Here is a 21,703-nt window from a genome sequence, read left to right as displayed (position 1 = left end):
CTGCGGAACGCTGCGATCTTTTGCTTTTTACAGCAGAATCAAGATCAAAAGATCGCAGCGTTCCGCAGCTCCTACGGCTAATCTCCTGCTCTTCGCCGACCACCGAGGTTCATCCATGTCCGCCCCCAGCATGACCCTGTACCACAACACCCTGTCGCCCTTCGTCCGCAAGGTCATGGTGCTGCTGCACGAAACCGGTCAGCAGGATCGTGTCGCGCTGCAGGACTGCGTGCTCAGCCCGGTCAGCCCGAACCCGGCGCTGATCGCCGACAACCCGCTGAGCAAGATCCCCGCCCTGCGCCTGGCCGACGGCAACGTCATCCACGACAGCCGCGTCATCCTCGAGTACCTCGACCAGCAACACGTCGGCAATCCGCTGATTCCCCGTGAAGGTGCGGCGCGCTGGCGGCGCCTGACCCTGGCGTCGATGGCCGACGGGATCATGGATGCCTCGGTGATGGTGCGTTACGAAACCGTGCTGCGCCCGGTGGAAAAACACTGGGACGAATGGCTCGACGCCCAGCGCGACAAGATTCGCCGCGCCCTCGCCGCGCTCGAGAACGAAGCGATTGCCGAGCTGACCAGCCATTTCGATGTCGCGGCGATCAGCGTGGCCTGCGCATTGGGCTATCTGGACCTGCGCTTCCCGGACATGGACTGGCGCGCGGCCAACCCGCAACTGGCCAACTGGTATTTCGAAGTGAGTCAGCGGCCGTCCATGGTTGCGACGATGCCCAAGCCTTAAAGCTGCGCTGCCTGTTCCGGCCTCTTCGCGAGCAGGCTCGCTCCCACAGGATGGATGCCATACCCGAATCCCTTGTGGGAGCGAGCCTGCTCGCGAATGCACCACCTCGGTTCTGGCGGCAGCGCTGCAAAAATCAGCGTCAGCAACACCGCTACTTCCCTGCGCTCAGCTCTCAACCCGCTCATTGCATCGCCTCCACATCAAACTCCAGCGGCTTGGCCGACTTTGCGCCAATCCCGTACCAGTCCAGTTTGCGCGTCAGCACCATGAACACCCCGAGCAGACCGAACAGCATCAGCGAGCCCATCAGCAGCGCGTAATCCTCGGCGCTGAGCAAGCCGTACAACAGGCCATACAGCGCCGCCAGCCCTGCCGAAAAACTCAAACCATGCCGCGCGCTGCGCAGAACGTGGCTGACGTAGAAACCGATCAAAAGCACGCAGCCACTGGCCGACAACAGATACGCCAGAGCAAAACCGATGTGTTCCGACAGCGACAACAGCAGCAGATAGAAGAACGCCAGCGCGACACCGACCAGGGCATATTGCACCGGGTGCACCGCCAGGCTCTTGAGCACTTCGAAGAGGAAGAAACCGGCGAAGGTCAGGACGATGAACAGCAGCGCGTATTTGATCGCCCGGTCGCTCTTCAGGTACTGATCCACCGGATCAATGAAGCTCACGCCGAAGCTGCGCCCGTTGAGTGCATCACAGTCGCCAGCGACGCAGCGCTCCATTGCCTCTTGCAGGTTGGTGGAGAAAAAAGAGGTCTGCCAATCGGCGCTGAAACCCTGATCGTTGATCTCGCGCTTGGCCGGCAGGAAGTTGCCGACGAAGCTGGGGTGCGGCCAGTTGGCGGCGAGGCTGACGCTACTGGTCTTGCCCACCGGCACCACGCGCAGCGAGCCGGTGCCTTGCAGGCGCAGGTCGAAGCCGAATGTCAGCTGCGTGGCTTTACTGGCGTCGAGGGCCGGGAGGGTCACATGCACGCCCTCACCGATCCAGGCCACTTCGCTGCCGGGCACGAAGTCCAGCTGCTGACCGGCGAGCTCCAGTTTCAGCGCGTTTTCGATGCCGCGAATGTCGCTGATGCCGACGGCGAGGAACGGCGCGTCGAATTGATAATCGGCAAAGTTTTCCTTGATGCCCAACTGTGCCGGCAGGGAAAAATGCCCATCGATGCGGTTGTCAGCGTGGAACAGCCGCGCCTCGTAAATCCCACGTTTGCGCAGCTCGGTCTGCACCTGGCCGTCGAGTTCGAAGCGCTCCGGCAGAAAGTACAGGCGCCCGCGCGCCTCGCTGACCTCCTCGTAACGCTTGTTGGTTTTTTCGTTGGTCTTCCAGGTGCGCACAATCTTGCGATACGGCACCACCATCACCGGCCCGGTCAGTTGCTGGCTGTAACTGGAACTGCGGGCGATGTCTTCGAGCACCCCGTCGCGCAGTTGCTGACGCTCATCGATGATGCCGTCGATCATCAGCAACGGGATCAGCAACAGCAGGATCAGCAAGGCAATCGCGCCGAGCTTGATGGTCAGATTCTTGTTCATGGGACTCTCCCTGTTTGGATGGGGAGAGTCTGGCGATGCGGTGTGGAGGGAATGTGCGGGGAATATGGAGATTGTGTGGAAAGATCAAAAGATCGCAGCCTTCGGCAGCTACAGTTGTACCGTATTCCAAATGAAGGAGCTGCCGAAGGCTGCGATCTTTTGGCTATTTCAAGGCAGGCGCAAGACCACCTCCACCCCGCCCTCGACATTGCCAATGCGCATCGCCCCGCCATGCAATTTGACCACCTCTTCAACAAAATTCAGCCCCAGCCCGGTGCTCTTGCGCCCGCTATCCGGGCGCGGCAGCGAGTAGAAGCGTTCGGTCAAACGCGGCAAGGCGTAATCGGGAATCGGCGTGGTCTGGTTGAACAGGCGGAACTCGACCTGTTCGCCAACCCGCTCGGCACGCAAGCGCAACAAGCCCTGCGCCGAAGTGAAATCAAGCGCGTTTTCCAGCAGATTGCCCAACGCCTGGCGCAGCAGAAACGGCTCGCCAATCAACAGCAGATCCTCGCCGATCGCTTGCTCGACGCGCAGTTGCTTGCCCTCGATCCGCGCGGCCTGCGCCTTGAGCAGTTCTGCGACCAACAGCGCCAGCGGCACTGCCACCCGTTCTTCCAGCCCTTGGCGTTGTTCGACTTGCGCCAGGTTGAGCAGGCGCTCGATCAACTGCTGCATTCGCGCGCTTTCGCTGTCGATGTTGCTGACAAAGCGCAAACGCTGGACGGCCGGCATCTCGCTTTGCAGCAACTCCGCCGCACCCCGGATCGCCGCCAGCGGACTTTTCAATTCATGGGTCAGGGTGTGCACGTAGCGCTCGACGTAGGCCTTGCCTTCGAGCTGCGTGCGCATCTGCTCGACCGCCGTCGCCAATTGCTCCAGTTCGCCGCCGCGATAGTGCGGCACTTCCACGCGCCGGCCCTCGCTGACCGCTTGGGCATAACCGGTCAAACGGTGCAGCGCACGACTCAGCCACCATGACAGCAAGGCGCCGAACAGCAGGCCGAGGCCGATCAGTCCGGCGCCGTAAAACAGCAAGCGCCGCTCGGTGCGATCGACATAGGGCTGCAGCGAGCTGTTGGGCTTGGCCACGGTGACCACGCCGATGATCTTGCCGTTGTCACGGATCGGCGCGCCAACGTGCATCACCGAAGAGCTCGGATCGTCAGGATCGCTGCGGCTGGAGCGCGCGCCGTACTCGCCGCGCAGAGTCAGGTAGACATCGTTCCAGCGCGAATAATCCTGGCCGATCGCAACGCCGCTGGAGTCGAGCACGACGATGCCTTTGGCGTCGGTGACGTAGATGCGGTGGTTGACCTGGTTCTTCGGCAAGCCCCAGATCGTCGCTTGCGGCTGGCGCTCGCCATAGGCGCGGAGCAGTTGCGGCCAGCGGTTCTCGCTGAGGGTGCCGGCCTTGAAATCGTCGCGCAGGATTTCTGCCATCAGGTTGGCGGTATCGACCAGCGTTTCCTCGGTGGATTGGCGCACGCCGGGACGGATTTCCTCCATCACCGTGTTGAGCACGAAATAGCCGGTGAGGCCGACAAACAGCACGTACACCAGAAAGATCCGCAGCCCCAACGACATCAGCTGTGCCCCGGGCTGTAGCTGTAACCGAGGCCGCGATGGGTCTGGATAGGCTCGGCCTCGGCACGTACCAGACGCAACTTGGCGCGAACGCTTTTGATGTGGCTGTCGATGCTGCGCTCGTAACCGGCATCAGCGGCAACGCCCAGTGCATCGAGCAATTGCTCGCGGCTGAACACGCGTTCGGGTTGTTCGAGCAGGCATTGCAGCAGACGGAATTCATGGCGGGTCAGGCTCAACGGCTGGCCGCGATAGCTGATCTGCACGCGTTCGGGGTCGATGCGAAACAGCGTTGAGCCTGTTTCCGGGCTTGGACGCGGCGCCATGCGTTTGAGGATGGCTTTGACCCGCGCCGCCACTTCGCGCGGACTGAACGGCTTGACCACGTAATCGTCGGCACCGATCTCAAGACCCACGACGCGGTCGATTTCAGCGTCGCGGGCGCTGAGAAACAGCACCGGCACTTCAGTGAAGCGCCGCAACTGCTTGCAGGTTTCGAAGCCACTGATGTCCGGCAAGCCGATATCGAGAATGATCAGGTCGGCCGGGGTCTGCCGCTGATGCTCCAGCGCCGCTGCGCCGAGGTTCAGCCACGTAGTGCTGAACCCCTCGCCCTGCAAGGCAAAAATCAGTGTGTCGGCAATCGCCGCTTCGTCTTCGACAATCAGGATGTGCGGCATGGCGTCCGAGCCCGTGGCAGTTAGTGCGCGAACGGTGCCCCAAGCCCGGGGTTACGTCAATCAGACCACTTAGCAGTCAGGCTTGTCGGCGGTATAGCGCCGCGCCGGATTGACCGCCGCGCCGAACTCGCGCAAGGCCTTGGCGCCGATCAGCAGCGGGTAGTTGAAATGGCTGCGGTCGGTCAGGTTGACCTCGACGGTACGCTTGACGTTGCCCAGGCACAGTTCCAGATCGACCACCGGGCGCTTGGCGACATCGCTGCTGTCGCGCTCTTCATCGTCCTCGTCGGAACGGCTTTTGATCTTGCTGATGCGCGCGACCTTGTGCTCGAAAACCTTGTTGCTGGCGTCCTTGGTGGCGAGGCGGAAACGCACCCAGTCTTCGCCATCACGGGTGAAGGTCTCGATGTCCTTGGCCGACAGCGAGGCGGTCAGCGCGCCAGTGTCCATCTTGGCCTTGAGCACTTCGCCGCCGATTTCCGGCAGCGCGATGTATTCGTAGCGACCGTACAGCGTCGGCTCGGCGGCCATGACCGGCAGCGCGACGAGGGCAAACAGAGCAAGGAGGGATTTCACGTAAGGGGCTTCCTTGGAAGGTTGGGCAACGGGATTTTAGACCGCCGCCTTTGAATTCGTTCGGGCGAATCAAGATCAAAAGATCGCAGCCTTCGGCAGCTCCTACAGGGATCGGTGTAGGAGCTGCCGAAGGCTGCGATCTTTTGATCTTACGGTTTGAGAAGTGAAACATTCGTCAGCGCCGATTTGGCCTGTCGCGCGAAGCTGCTTATCATGGCCCGCCCCTGCCACTTCATAGAGTTGCTTATGCGCCGCCTGCTCACCGGCTGTCTGGTCACCCTGCTGTTGTTGCTCAATACCCTGATCCTGATCGGGCCGTTGATGGTGTTTGCCCTGCTCAAACTGATCGCACCCGGGCGCTGGCGGGATTACGCATCGTGGGCGGTGATGTGGATCGCCGAGACCTGGGCCGAGATCGACAAGCTGATCTTCCGGCTGTGCATCCCGACGCAGTGGGACATTCGCGGCGGCGACGATCTGCGCCGCGACACTTCCTATCTGGTGGTCAGCAACCATCAATCGTGGGTCGACATTCCAGCACTGATCCAGACCCTCAACCGGCGCACGCCGTTCTTCAAGTTCTTCCTGAAGAAAGAGCTGATCTGGGTGCCCTTTCTCGGGCTGGCGTGGTGGGCGCTGGATTACCCGTTCATGAAGCGCTACACCAAAGCCTTTCTGGCGAAGAATCCGGAACTGGCGGGCAAGGATCTGGAAATCACCAAAGCCGCTTGCGAGCTGTTCAAGCGCCAGCCAGTGACGGTGGTGAATTATCTGGAAGGCACCCGCTACACCCTGGCGAAAAGCACCCAACAGGACTCCCCGTTCCACCACCTGCTCAAACCCAAGGCCGGCGGTGTGGCGTTCGTGCTGGCGGCGATGGGCGAACAGCTCGATGCGATGCTCGATGTGACGGTGGTGTATCCGCAGGAAAAGATTCCGGGCTTCTGGGACCTGATCAGCGGCAATGTGCCGCGGGTGATCATCGACATCAGGACCCGCGAACTCGACCCCGCACTGTGGCAGGGCGATTACGAAAAAGATCCGGCGTTTCGCCAGCGCGTCCAGAACTGGGTCAACCAGCTCTGGACCGAGAAGGATCAGCGCATCGTCGCGTTGCGTAACGAGCGCCGCTGAATCAACTGCCGGTGCCCCAGATGCTGCCCAGGCTGCTCAACAGCGAACCGCCGACGCCCTGCTGACCGAGGTATTGCAGCAGCACCGGGGCAAACTGGCCGATCATGCCCCTGTCCATGCCCAGCGCGCTGAACGCGTTGTTCAGATCATTGGTGTCTTTGACATTGCCCAGCGCATTCTCAAGGCCAGCTGACTTGCCGGAGGAACCGAGCAACGCCCCGAGCGCCGCCAGATTGCCGCTGCCACCGGACAACTTGTCGATGCCCGGCACTTCCTTGGCCAGTTGCGAGTAATCGGTGCTGCTCAGCTGATTCTTCGCCAGCCCGAGCATCGCGCTGGTGCCGCCCACGGCCTGCTCCGGCGTGACATCCAGCGCACTGAGGGCGCTGAGCAAACCGGCGGTTTCCGAGGTCGGCGCCGCAGCGGCCGCCTTGTCACCATCATGCATCCCCGCTACCGCACCGGCCACATCATTCAGACTGAAACCGGCAAACACCGGCCCGGCGGCCAGGGTCAGGAGCGATGCCAAGGCAAAACCGCGTGAAATCTTCATTCAGACATCCTCTTGGGAAAAGCTGCCACCGGACAACGGCGACGAAACTGCGGGTTTGACCGGGGATCGGGCGGCATGTTCCAACCATTCCAATTCGATATTTTCACTATTCCAAATCGATCCTAAAAACTGTCAAACCTGACAGTTACCACCTCAATTCAAGTCAATTACATTGGCTTCGAGACAAGTTTGCCGCGGATCAATTTCGAGGGAGGTACTGCGATGGAAAAGCGAATGTCAGACCGCGACGACTCGATCATCCCGCCGGTGAACGGACCGCTGAAGGACGCCGCAAAGGATGTGATTGCCCAACCCTCATCAATCATCTTTTGCGTTGATCCTGACGACCCAATCATTGGAAAAATCAGGGCTGGAAGAAGGGTCAGTTATGAAGTGATGAAAAGCGATACAGGGCAGCAATACGCAATCAACGTTCGACTGGTTCGCGGCAAAAAAACAGGTAAATCCTTGTCGTGATCCCTTGGTTTTGAAAAGCAAACAGGAAGCATGGACATGTCAAACAGACAGAACGGTACTGTAAAGTGGTTTAACGACGAAAAAGGCTTTGGCTTCATTACCCCTGAGGGTGGGGGTGATGATCTATTCGTCCATTTCAAGGCTATTGAATCCGATGGATTTAAATCCTTGAAAGAGGGCCAGAAAGTTTCTTTCGTTGCTGAACCCGGACAAAAAGGAATGCAAGCAGCTCAAGTTCGCGCTGAATGAACCATAACAAAACGGCGACCCTGAGGTCGCCGTTTTACGTTTCGGAAAAACCCTAAGCCGCACTGAACAACTTATGCGGATCAATCACAAACTTCTTCGGCACGCCTGCATCAAACTCGCCATAACCTTCCGGCGCCTGATCAAGGCTGATGACCTGCACGCCAACCACTTCGGCGATATTGATGCGGTCCCACATGATCGCCTGCATCAACTGGCGGTTGTACTTCATCACTGGGGTCTGGCCGGTGTGGAAGCTGTGGGATTTGGCCCAGCCCAGGCCGAAGCGGATGCTCAGGCTGCCCATTTTTGCCGCGGCGTCGACGGCACCCGGATCTTCGGTGACGTACAGGCCGGGGATACCGATTTTGCCGGCAACGCGGACAACACCCATCAGTGAGTTGAGCACCGTAGCCGGAGCTTCGGCCTTGACGCCATCGTGGCCGTGGCCGCGCGCTTCGAAACCGACACAGTCCACTGCGCAGTCGACTTCCGGCTCGCCCAGCAGTGCGGCGATCTGTTCGTGCAGCGGGGTGTCCTTGGACAGGTCGACGACTTCAAAGCCCTGGGCCTTGGCGTGGGCCAGGCGGATGGTATTGACGTCGCCGACAATCACCACCGCAGCACCGAGCAACCGTGCGGAAGCGGCAGCGGCCAGACCGACCGGACCGGCGCCGGCGATGTAAACGCTGCTACCCGGGCCAACGCCGGCAGTGACGGCGCCGTGGTAACCGGTCGGGAGGATGTCGGAGAGGCAGGTCAGGTCGCGGATTTTCTCCATGGCCTTGTCGCGGTCCGGCAGTTTCAACAAGTTGAAGTCGGCGTACGGTACCAGCACGTATTCAGCCTGGCCGCCGGTCCAGTCGCCCATGTCGACGTAGCCGTAAGCGCCACCGGCACGGGCCGGGTTGACGGTCAGGCAGACGCCGGTGTGTTGCTCCTTGCAGGAACGGCAGCGCCCGCAAGCCACGTTGAAGGGAACGGAGACCAGATCGCCGATCTTCAGGTTTTCGACGTCAGAGCCCTTTTCGATCACCTCGCCGGTGATTTCGTGGCCCAGTACCAGACCGGTCTGCGCCGTAGTCCGGCCGCGCACCATGTGCTGGTCGGAGCCGCAGATGTTGGTGGAAACCACTTTGAGAATGACCCCGTGCTCGATCTTGCGACCGCGCGGGTCCTGCATTTTCGGGTAGTCGATTTTCTGTACTTCGACCTTGCCAGCGCCGAGATACACCACACCACGATTGCCAGACATGCTTTCACCTCGCTGTTGTTTTTATGGAACTGCGCTGCCCCGGTTGGGCAGCGCGTTGAGTGCTCGGTAAATCAAAAGATCGCAGCCTTCGGCAGCTCCTACATGGATCGCATGCCCCTGTAGGAGCTGCCGAAGGCTGTGATCTTTAAGCGTTCTAGAGAACGACCGTACGATTGGCGTTGAGGAACACTCTTCGCTCAATGTGATACCCAACCGCCCGCGCCAGCGTCAGGCCTTCGATATCGCGCCCCTTGGCGATCAGATCCTCGGGGTAATGACTGTGATCCACCGCTTCGACGCCCTGGGCGATGATCGGCCCCTCGTCGAGGTCGTTGTTGATGTAGTGCGCCGTCGCGCCAACCAGTTTCACGCCTTTGTTGTAAGCCTGGTGATAGGGCTTGGCGCCCTTGAAGCCCGGCAGCAGCGAGTGATGAATGTTGATCGCCTTGCCGTCGAGCTTGCGGCACAGCTCCGGCGACAGCACCTGCATGTAACGGGCGAGGATCACCAGTTCGGCACCGGCCTCTTCGATCACCTGCCAGACCTGACGCTCCTGCGCCGGTTTGTCATTGGGGTCGAGAGGGAAATGGTAGTAGGGAATCTGGTGCCAGTCGGCCAACGGCTTGAGATCCGGATGGTTGGACACCACCGCCGCCACGTCCATCGACAACTGGCCGATGCGCTGGCGGTAGAGCAAGTCGTTGAGGCAGTGATCGGCTTTGGAGACCATGATCACCACTTTCGGCCGGTAGTTCGGCGCGGTCAGCTCGAAGAGCATGCCGAAGGCCTGGCCGCGTTCGGCCAGACCTGCGCGGAAAGATTGCTCGTCAAAACCGTCGGGCTGACGGAATTCCACCCGAATGAAGAAGCGCCCGGAGAGGCGATCATCGAACGAGTGGTGCTCGGTGACGTAGCACCCCTGCTCGAACAGAAAACGCGTGACCGCGTCCACCGTGCCGAGGACGCTGGGGCAGTCGGCGGTCAGAATCCATGTGTCTGGGGCGCGGCTCATGGTGCGGTGACTCCTGTTCTTTGTGCGGGGTGTCAGGGTTTTCCCCTCACCCTAGCCCTCTCCCAGAGGGAGAGGGGACTGACCGTGGTGCTCTTTCGAGCTACGCCGACCTGAAATATCGCGGGTGAATATAGATCACAAAAACACCCGAGACCGGCTCCCTTTCCTCCTCTCCCCCCTGGGGGAGAGGGCTGGGGTGAGGGGGTAGCTCTTGATCTTAGGCCTGAACGCTGAGGCCGTACTCGGCCGAAGCATCCTGCAACCACAACCACCAGTAATCCGAGAAGCTGCGACGGATCAGCAGTTCCCAGGTGTCTTCAGCGGTATGACGAATCATCAGCTGCGACTTGGCGAATACCGTGCCGACCGCTTTGCCGACCGGGAAGTTGTTCGGGTGCACGTCGTAGCTGGTGGATTTCATCAGCACTTGACGCACGTTCGGCCCGCTCAGTTCGAGGATCTGCTGGCCGCCGCTGACGTTGACGATGGCAATGTGCAGATCGCCCAGCGCTTCACGCAGTTTCTGCTCGGCGGCGAACTCTTCCCCGCTCGGGACGATCAGCAACCATTCGTCCGGTCCCATCCATTGCAGGCTGGTTTCGCCTTTGACGATCACGCTCAGGGCGCCGGGCAATTCAATGCCCAGCGCCTTGTGCACACCGGCCGCGAAGGCTGCATCGTGGCCATCGCCACGAAGGGTCAGGTGGCCGAGGAGTTTCTTTTCCCGCACGATCACGCCGGCGTTCTTGCGGCCCTTGCCGACCAGGCTGGCGAGGTCGGCATGGTGCAGCGACGACTCGGCCTTGGCGCCAGTGGTCGGGCGTTGTTGGTACACGTTGGCTGTGGTCATAAAGCACCTTCTGAATGCTGTTGGTTCCTGTGGTGGCTGTGCCGCCGCCTTCGCGAGCAGGCTCGCTCCCACAGGGGAACGCGATCGAATGTGGGAGCGAGCCTGCTCGCGAATAGCCGCCCGCCCACCGCTCCCGAGGTTGTCAGATATTCTGGCGATCACCCTTCGGATCGAAGAACACCGAAGAAACGATTTCCGCCTCGATCACGCTGCCATCAGCCAGCGGTGCGAACACCCGCTCGCCCATGCGCTTGAGACCGCCCTTGACCACACCCATGGCAAACGAATAGCCAAGGGAGTTGTGCGCATAACTGGAGGTCACGTGGCCGACCATGGTCATCGGGATCGCCTGCTTGGTGTTGAACACCAGTTGCGCGCCTTCCGGCAGCCATTTGGTCGGATCGACCGGCTTGAGGCCCACCAGCTGTTTGCGCTGATCCTTGATGCAATCTTCGCGGTTCATGCCGCGCTGGCCGATCCACGAGAACGGTTTGGTGCGACCGACACACCAGCCCATGTTCAGGTCGTCCGGGGTCATCGAGCCGTCGGTGTCCTGGCCGACGATGATGAAACCCTTCTCGGCCCGCAGCACGTGCATGGTTTCGGTGCCGTACGGCGTCAGGTTGTACTGCTTGCCGGCCTCGACGATTTTCTCCAGCACGCCCATCGCGTAGTCGGCCTGCACGTTGACTTCGTACGACAGCTCACCGGTGAACGAGATACGGAACACCCGTGCCGGCACGTCGCCGACCAGACCTTCTTTCCAGGTCATGAACGGGAACGCTTCGTTGCTCAAATCGATGTCGGTCACGGCGCTGAGCAGCTTGCGGCTGTTCGGCCCGGACAAAGTCATGGTCGCCCAGTGGTCGGTGACCGATGTGAAATACACCTTCAGGTCCGGCCATTCGGTCTGGTGGTACAGCTCCAGCCACTGCAGTACGCGTGCAGCGCCACCGGTGGTGGTGGTCATGACGAAATGGTTGTCGGCCAGACACGCCGTCACACCGTCGTCGAAGACCATGCCGTCTTCCTTGCACATCAGACCGTAGCGAGCCTTGCCCACGTCGAGCTTGGTCCAGGCGTTGGTGTACACGCGGTTGAGTAACTCGCGGGCATCCGGGCCTTGAATATCGATCTTGCCGAGGGTCGACGCGTCGAGCAGGCCGACGCTGTCGCGCACGGCTTTGCATTCACGCTTGACCGCCGCGTGCAGGTCTTCACCGTTTTTCGGGAAATACCACGGACGCTTCCACTGACCGACGTCTTCAAACTCGGCGCCGTTCTTCACGTGCCAGGCATGCAGCGCGGTGTAGCGCACCGGTTCGAAGATGTGCCCACAGTGCCGACCGGCCACGGCGCCGAAGGTCACCGGCGTGTAGTTCGGACGGAACATGGTGGTGCCCATCTGCGGGATGGTCACGTTCAGCGAACGGGCGGCAATGGCCAGACCGTTGACGTTGCCGAGCTTGCCCTGATCGGTGCCGAAGCCCAGCGCGGTGTAGCGTTTGACGTGCTCGACCGATTCGAAACCTTCGCGGGTCGCCAGTTCGATGCCACCGGCGGTGACGTCGTTCTGGAAGTCGACGAATTGCTTCGGTGCACGCGCCGAGTTCTTCTCGTGCGGCACCTGGAACAGCGCAAGCGTCGGCTCTTCGAGACGGCTCAGGGCTTTCGGCAACACGCCTTCGACGGTCTGGAAACCGGCTTCGGCGGCAGCGCGCACGCCACCTTCGAAACCGTCGGCCAGCGAATCGCCGAGCGCGTAGACGCCGTTGATGCCTCCGACGCACACGCGTTTCTGCGGTGCTTCGCCCGGTACGAAACCGAGAATGTCTTCACGCCAGACCGGTTTGCCGCCGAGGTGCGAAGCCAGGTGGACCACAGGGCTGTAACCGCCGGAACTGGCAACCAGGTCGCAGTCGAGCCATTCGCCCGGGCTGGTCACGGCGTGTGCCTTGACGTCAATCGCGGCGACGCGGGCAGCGGTCACACGCTTGCTGCCACGCACTTCGATGACGGCGCTGCCGGTGAGGATGCGAATGCCTTTGGCGCGCGCTTCTTCGACCAATGCACCGCGCGGATTGCTGCGGGCGTCAGCGATCGCGACCACTTGCAGACTGGCATCGAGCCAATCCAGAGCGACGCGATAGGCGTGATCGTTGTTGGTCGACAGCACCAGTTTCTTGCCTGGCGCCACGCCGTAGCGACGCACGTAAGTCGACACCGCACCGGCAAGCATGTTGCCCGGCACGTCGTTGTTGCCGTAGACCAGCGGACGCTCGTGGGCACCGGTCGCCAGCACCACACGCTTGGCGCGGACGCGGTGGATGCGCTGGCGCACCTGACCGATCGGCGCACGGTCGCCGAGGTGATCGGTGAGGCGTTCGTGAATGGTCAGGAAGTTGTGGTCGTGATAACCGTTGACCGTGGCGCGCGGCAACAGCAGCACGTCCGGGGTGTTCTTCAGTTCAGCGATGACGCTGGCAACCCATTCCATCGCCGGTTTGCCGTCGAGGCTTTCGCGGGAATCGAGCAGGCTGCCGCCGAACTCTTCCTGCTCATCGGCCAGAATCACTCGGGCACCGCTGCGCGCAGCGGCCAGGGCTGCGGCGAGACCGGCCGGGCCGGCGCCGACGATCAGCACGTCGCAGTGCTGGTTCATGTAGTCGTAGGTGTCCGGATCGTTCTCGGTCGGCGAACGGCCGAGGCCGGCAGCCTTGCGGATGTACTTCTCGTAAGTCATCCAGAACGATTGCGGGTACATGAAGGTTTTGTAGTAGAAACCCGGCGGCATCAGCTTGCCGCCGACCTTGCCGAGAATGCCCATCATGTCGTTGTTGACGCTCGGCCAGCCATTGGTGCTGGTGGCGACCAGGCCCTGATACAACGCCTGTTGCGTGGCGCGCACGTTGGGAATCTGCGTGGCTTCGGTGGCACCGATCTGCAGCACGGCGTTCGGCTCTTCGGAACCGGCGGCAAAGATGCCGCGAGGACGCGAATACTTGAAGCTGCGGCCGATGATGTCGACGCCGTTGGCGATCAGTGCAGCAGCCAGCGAGTCGCCTTCATAGCCTTTGTAGGTCTGGCCGTTGAAGGTGAAGCTCAGCACTTTGTTGCGGTCGATCCGTCCACCGTTGGACAGGCGATTGGTCTGGCTCATACCTTCTCTCCCAGCGCCGTCGTGGCTGTTTTCGCAGTGCCAGCCTTGTCGGTGAATTGCGGCTTCTCGCCGATCTTGTAGCTCTCGAGAATCTCGTAGGTCACGGTATCGCGAGTGACGTTGAAGTACTGCCGGCAACCGGCAACGTGGTCCCACAACTCATGGTGCAGACCGCGCGGGTTATCGCGGAAGAACATGTAGTCGCCCCACTCTTCATCGGTGCAGGCGTTCGGATCCAGCGGCCGCGGGATATGCGCCTGGCCGGATGCATGGAATTCCTCTTCGGAGCGCAGTTCGCCGCAGTGAGGACAGAAGATGTGCAACATAGGGATTTCTCCTGTTAGTGGGCGACGGCAGCAGCGCCGTGTTCGTCGATCAGGGCGCCGTTGTGGAAACGGTCGATGGAAAACGGTGCGGCCAGCGGGTGCATTTCACCCTTGGCCAGACTCGCGGCAAACACGTTGCCCGAACCCGGTGTGGCCTTGAAGCCACCGGTGCCCCAACCGCAGTTGAAGAACATGTTCGGGACTGGCGTTTTCGAGATGATCGGGCAGGCGTCCGGGGTGGTGTCGACGATGCCGCCCCACTGGCGGTTCATGCGAACGCGCGACAGCACCGGGAACATCTCGACGATGGCCTGGATGGTGTGTTCGATCACCGGGTACGAACCACGCTGGCCGTAACCGTTGTAGCCGTCGATACCGGCGCCGATCACCAGGTCGCCCTTGTCGGACTGGCTGATGTAACCGTGTACGGCGTTGGACATGATCACGCTGTCGATAATCGGTTTGATCGGCTCGGACACCAGCGCCTGCAGCGGGTGGGATTCGATCGGCAGGCGGAAACCGGCAAGCTTGGCCATGTGCCCGGAGTTACCGGCCGTCACCACGCCGACGCGCTTGGCGCCGATGAAACCCTTGTTGGTTTCGACGCCGATGCACACACCGTTTTCCTTGCGGAAACCGATCACTTCGGTCTGCTGGATCAGGTCCACACCGAGGGCATCGGCGGCACGCGCGAAGCCCCAGGCCACGGCATCGTGACGGGCGACGCCGCCGCGACGCTGCACGGTGGCGCCCATGATCGGATAGCGGGTGTTCTTCGAGCAGTCAAGGTACGGGATCTCGTCAGCCACTTGCTTGGCGTCAAGCAGTTCGCCATCGACGCCGTTGAGGCGGTTGGCGCTGACCCGACGCTCCGAATCACGGATGTCCTGCAGGGTGTGGCACAGGTTGTAGACGCCGCGCTGGGAGAACATCACGTTGTAGTTGAGATCCTGCGACAGGCCTTCCCACAATTTCATCGCGTGTTCGTAGAGGTGCGCCGACTCGTCCCACAGGTAGTTGGAACGCACGATGGTGGTGTTGCGCGCGGTGTTACCGCCGCCCAGCCAGCCTTTCTCGACCACGGCGACATTGGTGATGCCGTGCTCCTTGGCCAGATAGTAGGCCGTCGCCAGGCCGTGCCCGCCGCCGCCGACGATGACTACGTCGTAGACTTTTTTCGGCGTGGGCGTGCGCCACATGCGTTGCCAGTTTTCGTGGTGGCTGAGCGAGTGTTTGAACAGGCCGAAGCCGGAATAGCGTTGCATAGTCATTACTCCAAAGCCGACTCAGCGATAAACCGGGAAGTCTGCGCACAGGGCCGAGACCTGCTGGGCGACATTGGCCTCGACATCGGCGTCGCCGAGGTTGTCGAGGATGTCGCAGATCCAGCCGGCGAGGGTTTCGCACTGGCTGACCTTGAAGCCGCGCGTGGTCACCGCCGGGGTGCCGATGCGCAGGCCCGAGGTCACGAACGGCGACTGCGGGTCGTTCGGCACGGCATTCTTGTTCACAGTGATGTGGGCACGGCCAAGGGCGGCGTCGGCGTCTTTGCCGGTCAGGCCCTGACGGATCAGGCTGACCAGGAACAGATGGTTGTCGGTGCCACCGGAGACCACATCGTAGCCACGCTTGATGAACACGCTGGCCATCGCCTGGGCGTTGTCGATCACTTGTTGCTGATACGCCTTGAAGCCAGGCTCCAGCGCTTCCTTGAAGCACACCGCTTTACCGGCGATGACGTGCATCAGCGGACCGCCCTGGGCGCCGGGGAATACCGCAGCGTTGAGCTTCTTCTCGATCTCTTCGTTGGACTTGGCCAGGATCAGCCCGCCACGCGGACCGCGCAGGGTTTTGTGGGTGGTGGTGGTGACCACATCGGCGTACGGCAGCGGGTTCGGGTACAGGCCGGCAGCGACCAGACCGGCGACGTGGGCCATGTCGACGAACAGCAGCGCACCGACCTTGTCGGCGATCTGGCGGAAGCGCGGGAAGTCCAGAGTCTTCGAGTAAGCGGAGAAACCGGCAACGATCATTTTCGGTTTGCACTCGACGGCCAGACGCTCGACTTCGTCGTAGTCGATCAGCCCGGTGTCGGTGTTGATGCCGTACTGCACGGCGTTATAGAGCTTGCCCGAGGACGACACTTTGGCGCCGTGGGTCAGGTGACCACCGTGAGCCAGGCTCATGCCGAGGATGGTGTCGCCTGGCTGGATCAGCGCCAGGTACACGGCGCTGTTGGCCGAAGAACCGGAGTGCGGCTGGACGTTGGCATAGTCGGCACCGAACAGTTGCTTGGCGCGTTCGATGGCCAGCGCTTCGACTTTATCCACATGCTCGCAGCCGCCGTAGTAGCGCTTGCCCGGATAGCCCTCGGCGTATTTGTTGGTCAGGCCGCTGCCTTGCGCCTGCATGACGCGCTTGCTGGTGTAGTTCTCCGACGCGATCAGCTCGATGTGATCTTCCTGACGTTGCTCCTCGGCATTCATCGCCGCCAGCAGTGCATCGTCGTAACCCTGGATCTGGTCTTGCTTGCTGAACATCGCGTCTCTCCCAGCGGCATCTGTGCGCCATTCGTCTCGGTAAGGCACCGGCAGTGATGGCAGTGCCCTTTGATGCGATGGTATGACCGGCTTCGAGTGCTCAAATGCCTGCGGACGCCACGCAAAGGTGCGTTTACGACATGGCTGGAAATGACTGCAGAATGCGTTCCCCTGTAGGAGCTGCCGAAGGCTGCGATCTTTTGACTTTGACTTTGAAGATCAAAAGATCGCAGCCTTCGGCAGCTCCTACAGGGCTTATGCGATCAACTGGCGGACGGCAAGCAGCAGGAGGAAATGCATGGGATAGAGGGCATACGCCCAGCGCCGCATCGGTGGTGGCCGGACATGTCGCCCATGTCGCAACAGGAACATTCCCAGTATCGGCGCGAACACGCACGTCGCCAGACCAAGAATCGCCACGCTGTTGCCGAACCGAGCCGATTCGAGCAGCACTTGCCATTGGTTCGCCGCCAGACACACCAGCCCCGGCAACAGGCCGAAACACCAAGGTCGGCGGACTACCAGCAGCATCGCCAACGGCAACAATACGCCGAAGAACCCGAACATCAGTCGTTCTGAAAAAACCGCCGCAACCACCAGCGCGGTCAATGCGAGTAATCGCGACAGCGACGCAGAATCCTGCCAGCCCCGCGCTACCAGTAGGCCCAGCGCCAGCGTCGGCATCACGTTCAAGGTGTCAGGTTCGGGTATGTACAAGCGATAAGGGATTTCGCTGACGGCGCTGAACAGCAACAGCCAGCCCAGATAGCGCCACTCCATCTTGCCCGAACCGTCGCGTGCCAGATTCGCCGCCATTGCCAGGCAAAACCACGGAAACGCCAGCCGCCCCGGCACATACAGCCAGTCGACGGAGAAGCCGACATATCGCAGGTGATCGAGCAACATGCTCAGCAGCGCCAGCCACTTGAGCAGATCCAGGGCACCGTCGCGTTGGCTCAGGTGCATAATCGGCCCATAAACTGGTAATTTTCTGCACCCGACATCGCATGTGCTCCCCGGAAGATCTTCGGTAAAGTGCGCATCCTCATTGACCACGAGCCTTCACAAGAGTCTCGATTACGGAAGCCGGCCATGACCGACAAGAGCCAACAATTCGCCAGCGACAACTATTCCGGTATCTGCCCCGAAGCCTGGGCCGCCATGGAACAGGCCAACCACGGCCACCAGCGCGCGTATGGCGACGATGAATGGACCGCGCGTGCGGCCGATCATTTCCGCAGACTGTTCGAAACCGACTGTGAAGTGTTCTTCGCCTTCAACGGCACCGCCGCCAACTCGCTGGCCCTGTCGTCGCTGTGCCAGAGTTACCATAGCGTGATCTGCTCGGAAACCGCCCACGTCGAAACCGACGAATGCGGCGCTCCGGAATTCTTCTCCAACGGCTCGAAGCTGCTGATCGCCGGCACTGAAAACGGCAAGATCACCCCGCAATCGATCCGCGAAGTCGCGCTCAAGCGCCAGGACATCCACTACCCGAAACCGCGCGTGGTGACCCTCACCCAGGCCACCGAAGTCGGCAGCGTCTACACCCCGGAAGAAGTCCGCGCCATCAGCGCGACTTGCAAGGAACTGGGCCTGCACCTGCACATGGACGGCGCGCGCTTCTCCAACGCCTGCGCGTTCCTTGGCTGCTCGCCTGCCGACCTGACCTGGAAGGCCGGCGTCGATGTGCTGTGTTTCGGCGGCACCAAGAACGGCATGGCGGTGGGTGAAGCGATCCTGTTCTTCAACCACAAACTGGCCGAAGATTTCGACTACCGCTGCAAACAGGCCGGGCAACTGGCATCGAAAATGCGCTTCCTGTCGGCACCGTGGGTCGGCATTCTGGAAAACGACGCCTGGCTCAAATACGCCCGCCACGCCAACCACTGCGCGCAACTGCTGGCAGAACTGGTCAGCGACATCCCCGGCGTCGAACTGATGTTCCCGGTGCAGGCCAATGGAGTGTTCCTGCAACTCTCGGAACCGGCCATCGCTGCGTTGACTGCAAAGAACTGGCGCTTCTACACCTTCATCGGCAAGGGCGGCGCACGTTTCATGTGCTCCTGGGACACCGAAGAAGAGCGCGTGCGCGAACTGGCGCGCGATATTCGCGAGGTCATGTCGGCCTGATTCCCCTCCCTAGTTGCATTCCCATGCTCAGCACGGGAATGCAACCCAGAGGCTGCGCGTCGCAGACCTGCATTTTCAGAATCGGACTACACCAAGGCCTACAGAAAGCACGAAAATCCCGCCATAGACTGCCCGCTCCCGATTCAAGGAGCGCACGCGATGGCAATTCCCGGCTACATGACGATCATGGGCAAGACCCAAGGGCTGATTTCGGCAGGCTGCTCAACGCCTGATTCGGTCGGCAACAGATATCAGGCGGCACACACCGATCAAATCATGGTGCTGTCGTACAGCCACAACCTCGCCAACCTCGACAACTCTCACCGAGCCACCCACGCGCCGGTCATAGTCACCAAAGTCGTCGACAAATCTTCACCGCTGCTGGCCCAGGCACTGGCCAACCGTGAAGAGATCGACTGCAAGATCAACTTCTACCGAACTTCCCCTCAGGGTCAGCAGGAAAAATACTTTTCTGTCTCGATCGACGGTGCGGTGCTCACCGAACTGAACCTGGATATGCCCCACGTCATTCTGCACAACGACGCTGAACCTCAAGAGCAGGTCGCGATTCGTTATCGTGGCATCAGCTGGGTGCATCACCTCGCCGGGACCAGCGGCCATGCCTCGTGGGGCGAAGAAGGTTGAGCGATCGGCGCCATGGTCTCAGCGACGTTCGACACGTTGCCGGCAAGCTGCTCGCACAGGCACAGGCAGTCGGCTCACGTCATCTGGCATTCGGCAGTGCGCGCGTGCAGTTCAATCAGGAGGTCGCGCGCTTCGCCAAGGGCATTGTCGATGATGTCGCCAGCGGCCGCCTTTCAGCGGACATGGGCCTTGACGCCCTCGCACAGGAACAGCGTCATCTTCTGAACCAATCCAGAGTTCTGGTAAGCGGCACCAAAGGTGCCGTTCCTGAAGCGGTGAAAAAACGCCCGTTATCGATGCTCAGGCAGCCTGCCTCGCGCTCCGATCCAGACAGGTTGCTGCGCGCGATTCATCAGCAGAACCTCAGAGTGGCGCGCCTGGACACCAGCAACAACGCTGGGCCCCACCCTGTCGACGACTTGAAGTTCTTCCCCAGCGAACACTGGCCGCAAGAACGTCCAGCTCCACCGGAGCCGGGGTTTTACGTCGTGCCGAAAAGCATTGTCGCCGAGAAGCTCGAGGCACAGCTTTTTCCTTCTGCCAAGCCGAATGTCATCGCTAGATTCAGGAGCTTGAATCCGAACGCGGACATGATTAAAGCCGGTTCGATGATCGTGCTGAGCGATCCTGACAATCAACAATGCACATACGAAGAAGCATTGCTGATGCAGACCGCCCGTTTCGTCAGTGCGACGCTGGAACCACTGACCTTGGAAGAAGCGGATTTCATGGCGCAGCACTATGGCGTGATCCAGACCGCACTCGCCTATGAATCAAAAGTGATCGGGGTCGTCACGGCCATGGCGGCCAATCATCTGGATGGCATAAAAAATGTCCTGGCGGATCTCGAGAAATTGCATGTTCATACGCTGGACGTAAAAGGCCACCGGGTCTCTGAAGAATTCATAAACAAGCGTGACCAATTACTCAAAAAGCTGGACGTCCAACTCAATCAGTTCACCCGGCAGAGCATCGGGCTCCCCGATTACCCGAGCCTGAAGACCACTCTAGGCATCGATCACCCCCATCTTGTGCACCGCTGGCGAAAAGCCGGCGGAATCGGCCAGAACCCAGGTTATGCCACTCATATTCGGGCAGTCAGCCAAGCATCACAGTACGTTAAATATGGCGGCTGGATCGGTACAGCGGTGGGTGGCGGTGCCTCCGCCTTAAAGGTGCAGGATGTTTGCACACACGGAAGTGCGGCGGCATGTGAAAAGGTGAAGTTCACGGAGAGCGGAAGCTTTTTGGGTGGCGTGGGTGGCGGAATGGTTGCCGGCGCGCTCGTAAGCTTCACGGCCTCAACGATCTGCGTAGGCGCTGGCCTCCCGACTGGCGGACTTGGCACTGTACTTTGCAGTGCGCTACTGGCAGGACTCGGAAATTACGCCGGCGGGACTTTTGGCGAGAAAGGCGGCGAACGGATCGCAGAGAAAGTATACGAGGCTGTTAGATGACTCTTCGCACTTCAGAGAAAATTTTCTTATTGATTGGGTTTGTAGACTTCGTCGGCATATTTACTTTGATAGGAGTGATGTTGTATGTCGCGAAAACAAAAACTAAAACCATACTGAACCATCTAACAAACAGTTCTATTTCGAGCAGACTGATAATGCTTTGGCACGGAGGTCCTTGGGGCAAAGTCTACATGATGGGAGAAGTGTTCGACATCATGCGAAACCCTGAATTTTACATTCATACCGGAAAACTTTGCGCGAACGACTTCGAAAACTTTCCAAAAAAGCTTAGAAAGAACTTAATTATTTTATATAGATTGGTTTTCATATTTTTTGCAATTATGATGGGCTTGGGAATAAGCTCATCCATGGATCAAATTAACAATATCGTAAAAGATCCAATAGTGATCATGGCACTGGTGAGTTTCACAGGTCTTTTATTGGTGAATGGAATTTTACTTTATACAGCCAAGAGAAGACTGGAAACGATCCTCAATAGCCTAAAACGCAGTTCAATCACATCGTCTTTGCTCATGTTATGGCAAGCGGGCGTGGGGGGACGTATTTATATGATGGGTGAGATTTTCGGCATCCTTAAAAACCCCGCACGGTACATTTCCCAAGGCAAAGTCAGCGCAAGAGACGTTAAGAATTTCCCGCCGAAACTCAAGCGCGACCTGCTCAGACTGAATAAATACCAGCAAATATTTGGCTTTGCCTTAGTGGGCTTCGGCCTGCTCGCCTTGTTCGGGCTGATTTGAAATCTCACTTTCCCGGT

21 protein-coding genes are annotated in these 21,703 nt (G+C 60.2%); 8 read left to right on the top strand and 13 right to left on the bottom strand.

Translation table 11 applies throughout. The features are described 5' to 3' along the window. The first annotated feature begins 115 nt into the window (after nucleotides 1-115). On the top strand, nucleotides 116-745 hold the full coding sequence (locus AC0Z4S_RS16065; protein WP_485623711.1) for a glutathione S-transferase: 630 nt from the start codon (nucleotides 116-118) through the stop codon (nucleotides 743-745). 181 nt (nucleotides 746-926) lie between these two features. On the opposite strand, the gene creD is transcribed toward AC0Z4S_RS16065, so the two are convergent. The 4 genes from creD to rloA2 all read right to left on the bottom strand — a co-directional run bounded on the left by creD (nucleotide 927) and on the right by rloA2 (nucleotide 5,137). Further along, complete coding sequence (creD, locus tag AC0Z4S_RS16060; RefSeq protein ID WP_485623710.1) at nucleotides 927-2,294, bottom strand: cell envelope integrity protein CreD; 1,368 nt, start codon at nucleotides 2,292-2,294, stop codon at nucleotides 927-929. A 168-nt stretch (nucleotides 2,295-2,462) separates the two neighbouring features. Then, complete coding sequence (creC, locus tag AC0Z4S_RS16055) at nucleotides 2,463-3,881, bottom strand: two-component system sensor histidine kinase CreC (protein ID WP_485623709.1); 1,419 nt, start codon at nucleotides 3,879-3,881, stop codon at nucleotides 2,463-2,465. Continuing rightward, a complete protein-coding gene (creB, locus tag AC0Z4S_RS16050) occupies nucleotides 3,881-4,561 on the bottom strand; it encodes a two-component system response regulator CreB (RefSeq protein WP_485623708.1) in 681 nt (226 codons plus the stop codon). The genes creC and creB overlap by 1 nt, the downstream gene beginning before the upstream one ends. A 69-nt stretch (nucleotides 4,562-4,630) precedes the next feature. Continuing rightward, on the bottom strand, nucleotides 4,631-5,137 hold the full coding sequence (gene rloA2 / locus AC0Z4S_RS16045; protein ID WP_016772839.1) for a retropepsin-like aspartic peptidase RloA2: 507 nt from the start codon (nucleotides 5,135-5,137) through the stop codon (nucleotides 4,631-4,633). Between the two features lie 246 nt (nucleotides 5,138-5,383). Between rloA2 and AC0Z4S_RS16040 the strand changes: the two genes are divergently transcribed. Then, nucleotides 5,384-6,271, top strand: coding sequence for an acyltransferase (locus AC0Z4S_RS16040; RefSeq protein ID WP_485623707.1), 888 nt, complete (start codon nucleotides 5,384-5,386; stop codon nucleotides 6,269-6,271). A 1-nt stretch (nucleotide 6,272) separates the two neighbouring features. Here AC0Z4S_RS16040 and AC0Z4S_RS16035 read toward each other — a convergent pair whose 3' ends face one another. Continuing rightward, nucleotides 6,273-6,824: a DUF2780 domain-containing protein gene (locus tag AC0Z4S_RS16035; RefSeq protein ID WP_485623706.1), complete on the bottom strand. Its 552-nt coding sequence runs from the start codon at nucleotides 6,822-6,824 to the stop codon at nucleotides 6,273-6,275. 234 nt (nucleotides 6,825-7,058) lie between these two features. On the opposite strand from AC0Z4S_RS16035, the gene AC0Z4S_RS16030 reads away from it, so the two are divergent. Beyond that, nucleotides 7,059-7,301 carry a hypothetical protein gene (locus tag AC0Z4S_RS16030; protein WP_401201488.1) on the top strand — a complete coding sequence of 81 codons (243 nt, stop codon included), beginning with the start codon at nucleotides 7,059-7,061 and terminating at the stop codon, nucleotides 7,299-7,301. 36 nt (nucleotides 7,302-7,337) lie between these two features. Next, nucleotides 7,338-7,550, top strand: coding sequence for a cold-shock protein (locus AC0Z4S_RS16025; RefSeq protein ID WP_253496569.1), 213 nt, complete (start codon nucleotides 7,338-7,340; stop codon nucleotides 7,548-7,550). 52 nt (nucleotides 7,551-7,602) lie between these two features. Here AC0Z4S_RS16025 and fdhA read toward each other — a convergent pair whose 3' ends face one another. The 8 genes from fdhA to AC0Z4S_RS15985 all read right to left on the bottom strand — a co-directional run bounded on the left by fdhA (nucleotide 7,603) and on the right by AC0Z4S_RS15985 (nucleotide 17,656). Continuing rightward, complete coding sequence (gene fdhA, locus AC0Z4S_RS16020; RefSeq protein ID WP_016772834.1) at nucleotides 7,603-8,802, bottom strand: formaldehyde dehydrogenase, glutathione-independent; 1,200 nt, start codon at nucleotides 8,800-8,802, stop codon at nucleotides 7,603-7,605. Between the two features lie 154 nt (nucleotides 8,803-8,956). Beyond that, entirely contained in the window at nucleotides 8,957-9,814 is an 858-nt protein-coding gene (gene purU, locus AC0Z4S_RS16015) for a formyltetrahydrofolate deformylase (protein WP_039757644.1), read from the bottom strand. A gap of 217 nt (nucleotides 9,815-10,031) precedes the next feature. Beyond that, nucleotides 10,032-10,664, bottom strand: coding sequence for a sarcosine oxidase subunit gamma (locus tag AC0Z4S_RS16010; RefSeq protein ID WP_485623705.1), 633 nt, complete (start codon nucleotides 10,662-10,664; stop codon nucleotides 10,032-10,034). Between the two features lie 142 nt (nucleotides 10,665-10,806). Next, a complete protein-coding gene (locus tag AC0Z4S_RS16005; protein WP_485623704.1) occupies nucleotides 10,807-13,824 on the bottom strand; it encodes a sarcosine oxidase subunit alpha in 3,018 nt (1,005 codons plus the stop codon). After that, nucleotides 13,821-14,150 carry a sarcosine oxidase subunit delta gene (locus AC0Z4S_RS16000; RefSeq protein ID WP_016772830.1) on the bottom strand — a complete coding sequence of 110 codons (330 nt, stop codon included), beginning with the start codon at nucleotides 14,148-14,150 and terminating at the stop codon, nucleotides 13,821-13,823. The genes AC0Z4S_RS16005 and AC0Z4S_RS16000 overlap by 4 nt, the downstream gene beginning before the upstream one ends. 14 nt (nucleotides 14,151-14,164) lie before the next feature. Beyond that, nucleotides 14,165-15,415 carry a sarcosine oxidase subunit beta gene (locus AC0Z4S_RS15995; RefSeq protein ID WP_016772829.1) on the bottom strand — a complete coding sequence of 417 codons (1,251 nt, stop codon included), beginning with the start codon at nucleotides 15,413-15,415 and terminating at the stop codon, nucleotides 14,165-14,167. 21 nt (nucleotides 15,416-15,436) lie between these two features. Continuing rightward, on the bottom strand, nucleotides 15,437-16,690 hold the full coding sequence (gene glyA, locus AC0Z4S_RS15990; protein WP_024014589.1) for a serine hydroxymethyltransferase: 1,254 nt from the start codon (nucleotides 16,688-16,690) through the stop codon (nucleotides 15,437-15,439). 255 nt (nucleotides 16,691-16,945) lie between these two features. Next, a complete protein-coding gene (locus tag AC0Z4S_RS15985; RefSeq protein ID WP_485623703.1) occupies nucleotides 16,946-17,656 on the bottom strand; it encodes a TraX family protein in 711 nt (236 codons plus the stop codon). A 126-nt stretch (nucleotides 17,657-17,782) separates the two neighbouring features. Here AC0Z4S_RS15985 and AC0Z4S_RS15980 point away from each other — a divergent pair, with 126 nt between their 5' ends. The 4 genes from AC0Z4S_RS15980 to AC0Z4S_RS15965 all read left to right on the top strand — a co-directional run bounded on the left by AC0Z4S_RS15980 (nucleotide 17,783) and on the right by AC0Z4S_RS15965 (nucleotide 21,686). Beyond that, a complete protein-coding gene (locus AC0Z4S_RS15980) occupies nucleotides 17,783-18,823 on the top strand; it encodes a threonine aldolase family protein (RefSeq protein ID WP_458829796.1) in 1,041 nt (346 codons plus the stop codon). Nucleotides 18,824-18,982: 159 nt separating this feature from the next. Then, nucleotides 18,983-19,468 (top strand): Hcp family type VI secretion system effector, encoded by a 486-nt coding sequence (locus tag AC0Z4S_RS15975; protein ID WP_095181378.1) that lies wholly within the window; start codon nucleotides 18,983-18,985, stop codon nucleotides 19,466-19,468. Continuing rightward, on the top strand, nucleotides 19,465-20,925 hold the full coding sequence (locus AC0Z4S_RS15970; RefSeq protein ID WP_485623702.1) for a hypothetical protein: 1,461 nt from the start codon (nucleotides 19,465-19,467) through the stop codon (nucleotides 20,923-20,925). The genes AC0Z4S_RS15975 and AC0Z4S_RS15970 overlap by 4 nt, the downstream gene beginning before the upstream one ends. Next, on the top strand, nucleotides 20,922-21,686 hold the full coding sequence (locus tag AC0Z4S_RS15965) for a hypothetical protein (protein WP_485623701.1): 765 nt from the start codon (nucleotides 20,922-20,924) through the stop codon (nucleotides 21,684-21,686). Before AC0Z4S_RS15970 ends, AC0Z4S_RS15965 begins: the two co-directional genes overlap by 4 nt. Nucleotides 21,687-21,703: the final 17 nt, after the last annotated feature.

Source organism: Pseudomonas sp. 1L-B-1-E-C1 (assembly GCF_057291835.1).
Note: the sequence above shows the minus strand (reverse complement) of the source record. Positions and strands in the feature narration are given on the sequence as shown.

Bases quoted from the DNA above. Each gene is read 5' to 3' on its own strand.
- AC0Z4S_RS16065 (WP_485623711.1), top strand. From the start codon at position 116: ATGTCCGCCCCCAGCATGACCCTGTACCACAACACCCTGTCGCCCTTC.
- creD (WP_485623710.1), bottom strand. From the start codon at position 2,294: ATGAACAAGAATCTGACCATCAAGCTCGGCGCGATTGCCTTGCTGATC.
- creC (WP_485623709.1), bottom strand. From the start codon at position 3,881: ATGTCGTTGGGGCTGCGGATCTTTCTGGTGTACGTGCTGTTTGTCGGC.
- creB (WP_485623708.1), bottom strand. From the start codon at position 4,561: ATGCCGCACATCCTGATTGTCGAAGACGAAGCGGCGATTGCCGACACA.
- AC0Z4S_RS16040 (WP_485623707.1), top strand. From the start codon at position 5,384: ATGCGCCGCCTGCTCACCGGCTGTCTGGTCACCCTGCTGTTGTTGCTC.
- AC0Z4S_RS16035 (WP_485623706.1), bottom strand. From the start codon at position 6,824: ATGAAGATTTCACGCGGTTTTGCCTTGGCATCGCTCCTGACCCTGGCC.
- AC0Z4S_RS16030 (WP_401201488.1), top strand. From the start codon at position 7,059: ATGTCAGACCGCGACGACTCGATCATCCCGCCGGTGAACGGACCGCTG.
- AC0Z4S_RS16025 (WP_253496569.1), top strand. From the start codon at position 7,338: ATGTCAAACAGACAGAACGGTACTGTAAAGTGGTTTAACGACGAAAAA.
- fdhA (WP_016772834.1), bottom strand. From the start codon at position 8,802: ATGTCTGGCAATCGTGGTGTGGTGTATCTCGGCGCTGGCAAGGTCGAA.
- purU (WP_039757644.1), bottom strand. From the start codon at position 9,814: ATGAGCCGCGCCCCAGACACATGGATTCTGACCGCCGACTGCCCCAGC.
- AC0Z4S_RS16010 (WP_485623705.1), bottom strand. From the start codon at position 10,664: ATGACCACAGCCAACGTGTACCAACAACGCCCGACCACTGGCGCCAAG.
- AC0Z4S_RS16005 (WP_485623704.1), bottom strand. From the start codon at position 13,824: ATGAGCCAGACCAATCGCCTGTCCAACGGTGGACGGATCGACCGCAAC.
- AC0Z4S_RS16000 (WP_016772830.1), bottom strand. From the start codon at position 14,150: ATGTTGCACATCTTCTGTCCTCACTGCGGCGAACTGCGCTCCGAAGAG.
- AC0Z4S_RS15995 (WP_016772829.1), bottom strand. From the start codon at position 15,415: ATGCAACGCTATTCCGGCTTCGGCCTGTTCAAACACTCGCTCAGCCAC.
- glyA (WP_024014589.1), bottom strand. From the start codon at position 16,690: ATGTTCAGCAAGCAAGACCAGATCCAGGGTTACGACGATGCACTGCTG.
- AC0Z4S_RS15985 (WP_485623703.1), bottom strand. From the start codon at position 17,656: ATGCACCTGAGCCAACGCGACGGTGCCCTGGATCTGCTCAAGTGGCTG.
- AC0Z4S_RS15980 (WP_458829796.1), top strand. From the start codon at position 17,783: ATGACCGACAAGAGCCAACAATTCGCCAGCGACAACTATTCCGGTATC.
- AC0Z4S_RS15975 (WP_095181378.1), top strand. From the start codon at position 18,983: ATGGCAATTCCCGGCTACATGACGATCATGGGCAAGACCCAAGGGCTG.
- AC0Z4S_RS15965 (WP_485623701.1), top strand. From the start codon at position 20,922: ATGACTCTTCGCACTTCAGAGAAAATTTTCTTATTGATTGGGTTTGTA.